Below are 10,716 nucleotides of genomic sequence, written 5' to 3'. Positions count from 1 at the left end.
GGGTCTCCGGCTGCGCCTGCGGCTCCTGAGTGTCCTGCGGGGTCTGCATTTGTAGGTCCTTCCAATCCGATGAACAATCCGCACAGAAAAGCACGGAACGCTCCGCCTTCATCACGGAACGTACGACGAATCCTGCCTCTCATGACAAAGCAGCAGCAAGGGTCTTCATCATCAGTTGACACGGGACCACCGAAAAGCAACCGCCCGGAAACGGAAAGAAACGCTGGTGCAACCGTGGAGCGAGTTCAGGGGCCGATGGACCCTTGACAGCACCGGCGTTGTGGGATCGAACGGACGATCCGGCCCAGCCGGCCGGAAGAACCGGACGACGTGGCGGCGGGGCGAAAAGAGGAAAGCCCGCGACGCGGGCCGGGGCTCCGGCACCGGCCAGGGTCACGGGCCGGGGCGTGGCGCAGAGCGGACGCCGGAAAGCGCACGCGGGAAGGCACGCGCCGACAGGCGGAGGGCCGAGGGCGCAGAACCGAGCGCGGAGCACCCCAGGCCTGCGCCCGAATCACGCGGGTCGACGGAACATCAGGGGGTGACGGCCCGGTCCGCCGTACTGCGCAAGACACAGAATTCGTTGCCCTGGGGGTCGGCGAGAACCGCCCATCCGGTTCCGTCGGGCTTGCGGTGGTCAGAGACCCAGGTGGCACCGATCTCCAACAGCCACTCCACCTCCGGATCGCGCGAGGTCTTCGGGCGCAAACACAGGTGGAGCCGGTTCTTGATCTCCTTGGGCTCGGGCACCGTGTGGAAGAACAGGGTTGTCCCGTCCGGCATGTGGACCGCCGCGAACTCCCCGCCCGGCTCGGACTCGGGGTCCAGCGGGCCGTCGGTCACCCGGCTCCAGAATCGGGCCAGTTCATAGGCGTCCGCGCAATCGATCGCGATGTTCTGCACTGTCGAAACCATGCGCGCCATGATCCCCGGGATCCGCGCGGAAATCCATGGAATTACGGCCGGTTCGACGGTCGATTCAGGGGTCGGCTCATTCACCGTCGATGTGCCGCAGCCACGGCCAGCTCGCGGTGAGCCAGTGCGGCACCAAGGTCACGGGGAACGGCGCTTCGGTGCGGAAGACAGCATCACCACCGACCATGGCCGCATCCCGGTACCCGCCCTGCTCGAGCCGTAGTTCGAGCAGGGCGATACGACGTTCCGCGAGCGGGTTGATGATCCAGTACGAGGGGATCCCGAACGCGGCGTACTCCGCACGCTTGGTGCTGCTGTCCCGAAAAGTGCTCTCCGGCGAGATGATCTCGACGGCCAGGAGTGGGGAACGTCGGTGTAGCTCCGCCCGGGCGGAGCGCCGTCGAAGACGACCACATCCGGGATGCGGTGGCTGGTGCGGGCGCCGTCGAGGTTGATCCCGGCGTTCTCAGCGATCTCGTAGTCGCCACCGCAGAGGATGTTCAGATGCGTGGAGAGGCGGTTGGCCACCCGCATGTGGACCGAGCCCGGTGCGGCGGGAAGGGATCAGGAACGCGCCCGGGCCCACGGCACGGAAAGCTCCACCTGCCGGTACCCCACACTCGTGTACACCTGCGTCGGCAGCGGATAGACCTCCACGTACTCCCCGTTGATGAAGACCTCGTGCCCTCCGAGATCCCGCACGCGCGCGCACGCCTCCAACGCGAGTGTCCCGCCCAGCCCGCGCCGGCGGTGCTCGGGCACCACCCCCAACGGCTCCACCTCGGCCACCCCGAGCGCCGGCGACCACCACACCGTGCAGTGCGCGGCCAAGGACGCGTCCGGCGCCTCGACCAGGAGGTCGAGCGCTGGGTCGTACATCGGGTTACGGCGCATGTCCTCGTAGAACTCCGTGCAGAACCGGCTCTTGGCGTCCGGGGACACCCGCGCGGCGCGTTCCGGCGGGTACGGGATCGACGGCGGATGCCAGGCGGCCCGGTGCACCTGGACGCGGGCCTCGGCCTCGTCGTCGCGCACGGAACGCACGCGGTAGCCCTCGGGCCAGGTGGGGCCCTCTGCCCGGTCGGCCGAGCGGAACAGCCCGTGCCAGGGGAATCCTGTCGGGTCCGGTGCGAACCCGGCCCGACGGGCGAGGGAGGCGAGCACCTCATCGCCGTGTCCGACCCGGAGGCGTGTGGGTTCGGTCCGGTCCGAGTTGCTCTGCCCACTCGCGGCGGTCGGATCCGGCGTCGTGGGTTCCGTGGGCTCGACGATCTCCAGGGCCCAGGCGAGCAGCGCCTCTCCCGCATCGGGGGCGTGATGGGCCCCGTAGATCTCGATCTCGGAGTCCTCGATCTCGGCCCAGGCGACGAGTGTTCCGTCCCGCTCGGCGAGGCGGGTGTGGGCACGGCGCTGCCGGGTGGCGGCCTCCCACCCGATGCCTCCGGGGTGCCGGGCCAGGGGCCACAGGCGCTCGGCCAGGTCCTGGAGGCGGGGGGTGTCGTCGGGGTGGTTCCACGGGCGGAGCTCGATCACGGCGGGGCCTCGACTCTCAGGGGGGTGGCGGGTGTCCCGAACGATCAACCATCAGAGGGTCATTCGAACCGTACGAGCGCGGGCAGGCCCGGCGCACGGGGTTTTCGGGGTGCCGCGTCAATCGACGTGTGCGGGACCGGGGTCCTTCCAGTGCCCGTGCAGCAACCTGACCTGCTCGGGAAGCACCCGAGCCACGGACAGCTCCGGGAGGTCGTGCACGTCGAACCACCCGACAGCGCTGGTCTCGTCGCTCGTGAAGCCGGCGTCGAAGTCCGCCTCGACGCTGCCGGCGGGCTCGCACACGAACATCAGCTTGTACACGTGCCGGTCGTAGACGGGCGCGTGCGGCCACTCGTGCCGGTCCAGGACCCCGGCCAGGTGCACGGCGCGCACCGGCATCCCGGACTCCTCGAGCACCTCCCGTTCGATCGCCTCCCGGGGCCTCTCGAGCACGTCGCACCATCCTCCGGGCAGGGTCCACCGGTCGCCGTCGGCCCTCTCCCTGACCAGGAGCACACGGCCCTGGGTATCGAAGACCCCGCCGCGCACGTCCAGCTTGGGCGTGGCATACCCCAGGGAGGCCGCGACCTCGGGTTCGTAGACGGGCAGGTCCTCACGGGCGACGGTCTGCATGAGGTCGCGGGCGAGGGCGCCGATCCGGTGGAAGCGCTCGATGTCGAACCGGTCGGTGCAGTACGCCAGCGCCGACTGTGACAGGGCGGTGAGCTCGATGGAGATGCGGCGGAGATGTTCGTTGTCGGAGTGGGTACCCGGGGTGTCCGGGATGGCGGGAGTATCCGGCGTGGCGGGGGTGCCCGGCGTAGCGGAGCCGTCGGAGGCGTCGGGAACGTCGGGGTCCGATGGGTTGCTCATTACCCCAGCGTCGCAGGAACGTGCGAAAGCCCGGCGGGACAACGGAACCGGTGGCCCCGGTGTCTTCCTACGGGAGGGGACACCGAGCAGGGCTACGCAACCTTCAACCCGTACGACTACGCGTTCCAGGCCCAACTGAGGTCCGAGCGTGCCCGCGGTTCGGTCCGTGACGGGGGTGTCACGGTTGTCGACGGGCCGATCGAAACGCGGGCGCGGGCGCCGGCGTGCCTGGCGCGGGCGAACGGGTGGGACGTGCGGGTGGCGAGAGCGGCTACATGCCCCGCTGAGGTGCGAGGATCTTGCTACTGGAGCAGGTTTCGGCGCCGAAGTCGGCTCTGGTAGCAAGATCCCCGGTGTTTCCAGCCGCTACCGCTCCTGGATCCCGGCGGGCGCCAGGCCCCCTTCGGCCGAGGCCGGACCCTGCCGGGTCGGGTTCGTGTCGAGCCAGCGCAGCAGGTTCTCCGACACCAGGTCCACGCCGATGCGCCCGGTCCGTCCGTCCAGGTCCCGGTACAGGCACTCGCCGTTGTTGAGATGGCGCAGCACCGACTGGTGGTCCTCGGTCGGGTCCACACCGATCAGCGACATGACGCTCTCGACCTCGTAGCGCTCGCTGGAACGGAACGCGAACACCGACGAAAGGCAGTTGGTGACCTGTTCGTTGAGCATGTCCCCAGCGTTCTGCGAGACCAGGATCAACGCCGTGTTCCGCGAACGACCCATGCGCGAGACCTCCGGTACGAGCTTGGCGCCCTCGGGAGTGGAGGTCACCGCCCACGCCTCGTCCAGGAAGATCGCCTTCGGCAGGCGCCGGTCGAGTCCGTTCATGAGCCGCCGCGCGAACTGCGACACCAGGTACAACAGCGCCACCGAGAGCCGCTGCTCGTAGGAGTAGTCGTCCCGGCGCAGCGCGGAGTCGGGCAGGGTCAGCCCGCCAAGGGTGAACACGGTCGTCCAGCCCTCGGTGTCGATCCTGGCGTCGCCCTGCGGGTCGAAGCAGAGCGACGCCAGGCGCATCTCCGACATCGACTGCAGCACGGCACCGAGATTGCGGGACGCGGCGTCGTCGGCGGAGATCAGGTGGTCCACGACCTTGGCCAACGAAGGCTGCGGCTGGTTGGCGACGGCGGCGACCGCCTGGATCATCGCCGACTCGCGCTCCTCGCTCATGCGGGGCAACAGCAACCGCAGGGTCTCGGTCGCCATGGTCTTCTTCGCAGCGAGGTCGTCGCCGAACGCGAACGGGTCCAACAGGCCCGGCTGCGCGGAGCCCAGGGACATGATGCGGGCCTTGCGTCCGCGGCGGCGCAACAGCTCCACGAGGGACTCCGCATCGCCCTTGGGGTCGATCGCGGCGACGGTGACCCCACGCAGGGCGAGCTGGTAGATCATCAGCAGCGCGAGCGTGGTCTTGCCGCCGCCGGGTTCGCCGGTGATCGCGATGGCTGTGGGCCGGTTGCGGGCAGCTGCCACGAGCGGGTCGAAGTGCACGATGGAGCGCGCGCGTCCGACCGTCTCGCCGATGTAGGGGCCCACCCAGCCGCCCCCGGACTGCGTGTGGTCCATACGGTCGCCGACGTCCACGGTCGCGGTGGGCATGCCGCCGGCGATGGTGCGCAGCGGCTGGCGCTGGGCGTAGGCGTTGAGGCGGATGCGGTCGCCGGGCAGCGACTCGTTGAACAGCGACAGCTGGTCGCCGGTGGAGTTGATGACGTCGATACCGATGTCGCGGTAGTGCTCCACGACAGCCTCGACCTGCTGGGTGAGGAGCTTCTCGGTGGGGGCGGAGACCATGAGACGGTGCCATCCGTAGACGAACGGCAGGCGTTCCTTGGTGATGCCGTGCTCGAGCATGCGGGCGGCGTCGATCTGCTCGGCGAGGGCGATGGGGGCCTCCACGCCGGCCTCGCGGATGTGGGCGTCCATGTCGCGGGCGTGCGCGAGCTTGCGTCCGACGTCCTTGGAGGCCTTCGCCGGAGGGATCAGCTTCATCCGCAGCGACATCTCCACGGGGAACGGGAGCGCGTCGGCGTGGTGGATCCAGGGCTCGCCGTCGGGGAACGGCATGAGGTCGGGGAAGCGCGCGAACGACAGGTACGCCACGTGGGTGGGGCCGGACGGCTGTTCGAGGCGCAGGGACGAGCGCCCGTTGACGAGGGTTCCGTCGACCAGGGCCTCGATCTCGCCCCGCCCCCACGTGCGCTTCGGCGTGGCGGAGGTACGGGGTTCCTCCGCCGAACCGGTGACAGCGTGGCGCACGAGCCAGGCGATCTCTTCGGAGGTGGCGTGGCGGGCGTGCAGGGAACTGGCGGACAGCGCGCGGCCGAGGCGTTCTGCCTGGTCGGTCCAGCGGGCGAGTTCACGGTCGTCGACGGCGTCGTCGGTCAGGCCCAGCATCTGCTCGGTGCGCTGGTAGCCGGACATGATCTGTGAGAAGAACCCGAGACCGGGGCCGCTGTTGCGGGGGCCGAGCCGGACACCGAGGTAGACCTCCTTGGTCCAGAAGTCCTTGGCCCACACGTGCCGGTACATCTCCTCGAGGTAGTCGTACCAGCCCGGGCCTGCGTCGGAGGTCTCGTCGAGAGTGGTGGCCCACTCCGCCGCCGGGTACGTGCGGTGGGCCACGCGCAGGTGCACCTCGGCGTCGTTCATGCGGATGGCGGCGAGCGCGATGGTGACGTTGGTGGCCAGGGCCTGGCGTTCCTCGGGCGTGGTGAACTCGTAGGAGACGGTCGGCAGCCGGAAGTAGGCCCACGCCTCGGCGTCGCTGAGAAGCACGCGGTCGTCGAAGTAGCGCACCGCGAGGCGGGTCGCGCTCCGGGTGCCCCTGGTGCCGGTCATCTGCAAGCCCTTCCTCGTGTCCGGATGTCCGGGTGTCCTCGTGTCCTGGAGTTCGCGTCCAGCGGAGGCCGGGGCGTCACGCGGTGGGGGCCGTGCGCGCCCCGGCACACGTCCGCGCCCGAGCGCGGGGTGCCCTCGCGGGATCCCCGGTTCGTTCGGGTTCCACCCATAGTGCTGCATCCCGCGTGGGGTGGGAAGCCGAGGCGGTTTCGGCGCGCCAGAACCTGGCGCGGGCATCACGACGGCGCGGCGCCGGCCCGGGACCCGGACCACCGTCGGGTGGTCCCGGGCGAGAACCGGGCCGGCGCCGCGCGCGGAGGCAGGGACCTAGGTGTGGTGTTCGGGCCTGTTCGGCGAACACCGATGACCTGCTGCACTCACCCGTCACCCGCCACCGCCCTCGACGGACGCCTGGCGGCGCAGTTAGTCGGCCGGAGCAACGGAAGGCGTCCACCGAACAGACCCTGGTGGACGAGGGGGTCAGCAGGAGCTGTCGAGGGTCCCCTGCAGGCTGGACTGCTCGTCCTCGGTGACGGTTAGGTCGTAGCGGTCCTTCACGTCGATCCAGGACTTGGCGTAGTCGCAGTGCACGTCGGTGTTGGAGGGCATCCACTCCGACGGGTCCTGGTCGCCCTTCTCGCTGTTGCTGGACGGCGTTGCGAGCCACAGCTGCGAGCTGTCCACGTCGTTGGCGAAGTCGGCGCGCTCGTCGGTGGTCCAGTCGGCGGCGCCGGTCTTCCAGGCCTCGCTCAGCGGAACGAGGTGGTCGACGCTGATGTCGGAGGGGTCGTCGTCGACCCATTCGTCGTCGAACGCGCTCCACCAGCTGCCTTCGGTGGGCTGGCAGTCGTCGTCGGTGACGACGTCGTGGCCGTCTCTCTCGAGAACGACCTGGCGGGAGGTGCAGGGGCTGTCGACGACGTTCCAGTGCGGGAAGAGGCTCCGGTCGTACCCGTCCTGGGGTCCCTTGGGCTGCACGTCAAGACCGTCGAGCTGCTCCTGGGCGACGGAGTCGTCGGGGATTTCGGGGGGCAGGGTGTGGTCGGCGGCTGCGGGGGTGGTCCAGCCGAGGGTGGCGACCAGGGCGGCGGCTCCGGCTGTGGCCAGGGCGGCGGCCGCACGGGGGGCGCGGGACGGCCGGGAGGGTCGGGGGGTGCGGGGGGTGCGGGGGGTCTGCTTCACGCGTTCTCCTTGAGCGGGTCGGAGAGAACAAAGGACCCCCCTACTGTGCGGCGGCGCAGCCTTTCACGCCAGTCCCCACGGGTGAAGTTCCCGAGAAATCCGCCGGGAGACACTGAAAACTTGTACCCGCGCGTGTATGAATTTTTGGTGATCTAGTTCACAGTAAAAATGCCATTCTGTGGAGGCACCCCCGCCACTGGAGACCCGCAAGTGGACGACCTGGGACGATATACGCCGGGTAAGCCGATCAGCCACTCTGGGTGAAATCACGCAGGTGAGCCCGGAAACGCGCCCAGCAAACGCTCGATCACCATATAATAACGAATTCGCCCACCTTCGAATTCCCCCCATATAGTATAGCAGTAATACCCAGACAAACGTCAGTCAAACATGGATCGGGGAATTAACGCTCCGAACACGAAGAGGGATTTTGTTACGTTCACATGTCGTAAGGAAAGCCGTCGACCACAGAGAGGATGGACCCCCTGCCACGGGGGAACCGATCATGACTCTGCAGATGGATGTTCCGACCGCGGACGAGTACCCGACCCGTAAGGCCACCGAGCCGGCTCTGCTCTACCGCAAGGACCCCACCGTGTGGGGCTCCGCCGACACCGGGCCCTTCAGCGGCGCCGACCTCGAGGGCTACGCCGACCGCGGCTACACCCAGGTCGAGTCGCTCATCAGCGGCCAGGAGGTGCAGGCCTTCCGCGAGGAACTGACGCGCCTGGGCTCCGACCCGGCGCTGAGCTCGGACGAGCGGGTCGTCGTCGAGCCCGCCTCCAACGAGGTCCGGTCGGTCTTCGAAGCGCACAAGATCAGCAAGCGCTTCGCCGACCTCGTGAACGACCCGCGCCTGGTGGAGCGGGCCCGGCAGATCCTCGGTTCCGACGTCTACGTGCACCAGAGCCGCATCAACTACAAGCCCGGGTTCGGAGGCGGATCCTTCTACTGGCACTCCGACTTCGAGACCTGGCACGCCGAGGACGGCATGCCGCGGATGCGCGCCTGCAGCTTCTCCATCGCCCTGACGGAGAACTACAGCCACAACGGCGCGCTGATGATCATGCCCGGCTCGCACAAGACCTTCGTGTCGTGCGTGGGCGAGACCCCCGACAACCACTACAAGGCCTCGCTCAAGAGCCAGGAGATCGGAACGCCCGATCAGAAGTCCCTGGAGTACCTGGCCGACCAGCACGGCATCGACGTGCTCACCGGCCCGGCCGGCGGGGCGATCATCTTCGACTCGAACTGCATGCACGGCTCCGGCGGCAATATCACGCCGTACCCGCGCTCGAACCTCTTCGTGGTGTTCAACAGCGTGGAGAACGCGTCGACCAAGCCCTTCGCCGCCAACAACGCGCGCCCCGAATTCCTCGGGTCGACCGACTTCACCCCGGTCGGGCGCTAGGAGCCGGCGCCGCAAGGCCGCGCCGCGAACCGCGCCGGCCGCGTGAGCGCCGGGCCTGTACGTGCCGGGCGGGTCGGCGCCGAGGATCCCGCGCCGAGGGGCCGGATCCGGGGTCCGGTTGCCGAGGTGCCCCGCTCCCGGGCCGAACCGTCGCAGGAGCGACAGACGTCGCAGGTGCCACGGGCGCGAGAAGGCGCGACCGGGCGTGTCCGGTGGGTGCTGTCCGTGCCGACAACAGGGCGAGTGCCCACCGAATACGCCCCGAACGGACGAAAACGGACGGGCCGCGTGACCCGAGGGTCGCGCGGCCCGTCCGCGTGTGCGGGCCCGGAACCCGAAGGTCCGGGGCCGGTGGCCGGTCAGTCGGCCAGGCCGCGCACCAGGACCCCGCCGAGGGCGCCGTGGGCCCGCTTGGTGGCCGACCGCAGCGCCCCCACGTCGATCCGCGTGTAGGAAGCACCCAGGTGGTCGTCCCACGGCACCCGCACGATGGCCCGGCACCGGCCCCGCGCTACCCGTTCGGCGGCGTCCACGTCCGGGAGGCTGCGCTTGCTCACACCGTTGACGACCAGCACCGAATTGGCGCGCAGAGCACTGTAGCCGTTGCCGTCCAACCACTCGAAGGTCATCGACACAGCACGCTCGGCGTCCGCACTGGCCGGGGCGACCAGGACGAGACCGTCCGCGCCCGGCAGCGCACGCGACACCCCGGTGGCCGCCGGGTCCATGAGCGTGAGCCCGTAGAAGCCACCCAGCAGGTCGGCGAGCTGGCCGTAGTCCCGGTCGTCCAGCGTCTGCACGTACGGGTCGTCGAGGGTCTGCACGACCTCGAGCCCGGTGTTCGCGCGACTGGCGTACGAGCGCATCTGCTCGTATTCCTGGACCCCGTCGGCGTTGGCCAGCAGCGCGGTCAGCGTCTCGGGCGTCTGCGCGCCCACCCTGCGGGAGAGCCCGTTGGGTCCGGGGTTGACGTCCACGGCCACGACCCGGTCGTCCCGGTGAGCGGCGAGGGTGTGGCCGACCATCAGAGCGGTGACGGTCTGACCTGCGCCCCCGGTGCACCCGAGCACGACCAGGTTGCGCGGCCCCGCGAGCGGGGTGCGCAGGCGCTCGATGTCGCTCGGCGGAAGGTCGGAACGCACCGGGGATGCGCCGCCGGTGACCACCCTGGCCAGGCGCCGCCANCCCCCCCCGCGGGTCCCGCCGGACTCCGGACGTTCGGCAGGGTCGGCCTCGGGGCCGGCGTCGCGTGCAGGACGCTGGGCCGGGACCCCGTTGGGGGTGTCGCCGAGACGTTCCTGCTCGCCCGTGCCGTGGTCGAGCTCGAGTTCGGGTTTGCCGTCGCGTTCGGTGGCCGGGTCGGGCTCCTCGCCCGGCGCGGGCTGACCGAAGAGCCTGCCCAACCGCCGTGCGTTGTTGGCGACCCGGTGGAAGACACCGTCGTGGGCGTCGTCGTGCCGGCCGTCGTGGGCGTCGCCTGCGGTGTCGGGGTCGGGCGCCCGGTCGGTGGACGGGGTGCCGGCGGACTCCTCGGTCGCTTGGGCGGTGTCCCCGTCGGTGCCGGAGGCGTCGGCGCCGGATCCGATGTGTTCCGGCGGATCCCGGTACTCGTCGGGGCCGTGGTCCCGGGCCAGCGCTGCCAGGCTCGGGTTGGCGCGCGGGTGCGAGGCAGGCGCGCCGCTGTGCCGGCTGTGTTCCTCGGCGTCGGGCCCGGTGCCGGTCCGGTTCCCGGGGCCGGTGGCGGTACCGGGGTCGGTGGACCGGTCGGACCCGCCGAACGCCTCGGACGTGCGGCCGCTGTCGGAGGCCTGAGAGGGGCCGGTGTCCCGGTCCTTCGCTTCCTCTGCCTCCGTTCCTGTTCCGGGCCCAGCCTCTGTTCCGGGGATCCGCTCCCCGTCGGAACGCTTGCGCGCTGCGAGGCGGCGCCGCTCCTCCAGCGCCTCGGCCTCGGCGCGCTCGAG

The 10,716-nt window shown here is 70.0% G+C and carries 7 protein-coding genes; 1 reads left to right on the top strand and 6 read right to left on the bottom strand.

All coding sequences use genetic code 11. The features are described from left to right. Nucleotides 1–534: 534 nt before the first annotated feature. From D474_RS0117885 to D474_RS0117860, 6 genes are all read right to left on the bottom strand, one after another. Nucleotides 535–915, bottom strand: a complete 381-nt coding sequence (locus D474_RS0117885) for a VOC family protein (RefSeq protein WP_026118595.1) — start codon at nt 913–915, stop codon at nt 535–537. 76 nt (nt 916–991) lie between these two features. Continuing rightward, nucleotides 992–1,261, bottom strand: a complete 270-nt coding sequence (locus D474_RS33465) for a Uma2 family endonuclease (RefSeq protein WP_239647105.1) — start codon at nt 1,259–1,261, stop codon at nt 992–994. A gap of 218 nt (nt 1,262–1,479) precedes the next feature. Next, nucleotides 1,480–2,448, bottom strand: coding sequence for a GNAT family N-acetyltransferase (locus tag D474_RS0117875; protein ID WP_017614904.1), 969 nt, complete (start codon nt 2,446–2,448; stop codon nt 1,480–1,482). Between the two features lie 117 nt (nt 2,449–2,565). After that, on the bottom strand, nt 2,566–3,321 hold the full coding sequence (locus D474_RS0117870) for an NUDIX hydrolase N-terminal domain-containing protein (protein ID WP_017614903.1): 756 nt from the start codon (nt 3,319–3,321) through the stop codon (nt 2,566–2,568). 366 nt (nt 3,322–3,687) lie between these two features. Then, a complete protein-coding gene (locus D474_RS0117865) occupies nt 3,688–6,162 on the bottom strand; it encodes an ATP-binding protein (RefSeq protein ID WP_017614902.1) in 2,475 nt (824 codons plus the stop codon). 480 nt (nt 6,163–6,642) lie between these two features. Next, nucleotides 6,643–7,344 (bottom strand): HNH endonuclease family protein, encoded by a 702-nt coding sequence (locus tag D474_RS0117860; RefSeq protein WP_017614901.1) that lies wholly within the window; start codon nt 7,342–7,344, stop codon nt 6,643–6,645. Nucleotides 7,345–7,849: 505 nt separating this feature from the next. Between D474_RS0117860 and thpD the strand changes: the two genes are divergently transcribed. Beyond that, nucleotides 7,850–8,755, top strand: coding sequence for an ectoine hydroxylase (gene thpD / locus D474_RS0117855; RefSeq protein ID WP_017614900.1), 906 nt, complete (start codon nt 7,850–7,852; stop codon nt 8,753–8,755). The last annotated feature ends 1,961 nt before the right edge of the window (nt 8,756–10,716 follow it).

The organism is Nocardiopsis salina YIM 90010 (genome assembly GCF_000341025.1).
Classification (GTDB): Bacteria; Actinomycetota; Actinomycetes; order Streptosporangiales; family Streptosporangiaceae; genus Nocardiopsis; species Nocardiopsis salina.
Note: the sequence above shows the minus strand (reverse complement) of the source record. Positions and strands in the feature narration are given on the sequence as shown.

Bases quoted from the DNA above. Each gene is read 5' to 3' on its own strand.
- D474_RS0117865 (WP_017614902.1), bottom strand. From the start codon at position 6,162: ATGACCGGCACCAGGGGCACCCGGAGCGCGACCCGCCTCGCGGTGCGC.
- D474_RS0117870 (WP_017614903.1), bottom strand. From the start codon at position 3,321: ATGAGCAACCCATCGGACCCCGACGTTCCCGACGCCTCCGACGGCTCC.
- D474_RS0117885 (WP_026118595.1), bottom strand. From the start codon at position 915: ATGGTTTCGACAGTGCAGAACATCGCGATCGATTGCGCGGACGCCTAT.
- thpD (WP_017614900.1), top strand. From the start codon at position 7,850: ATGACTCTGCAGATGGATGTTCCGACCGCGGACGAGTACCCGACCCGT.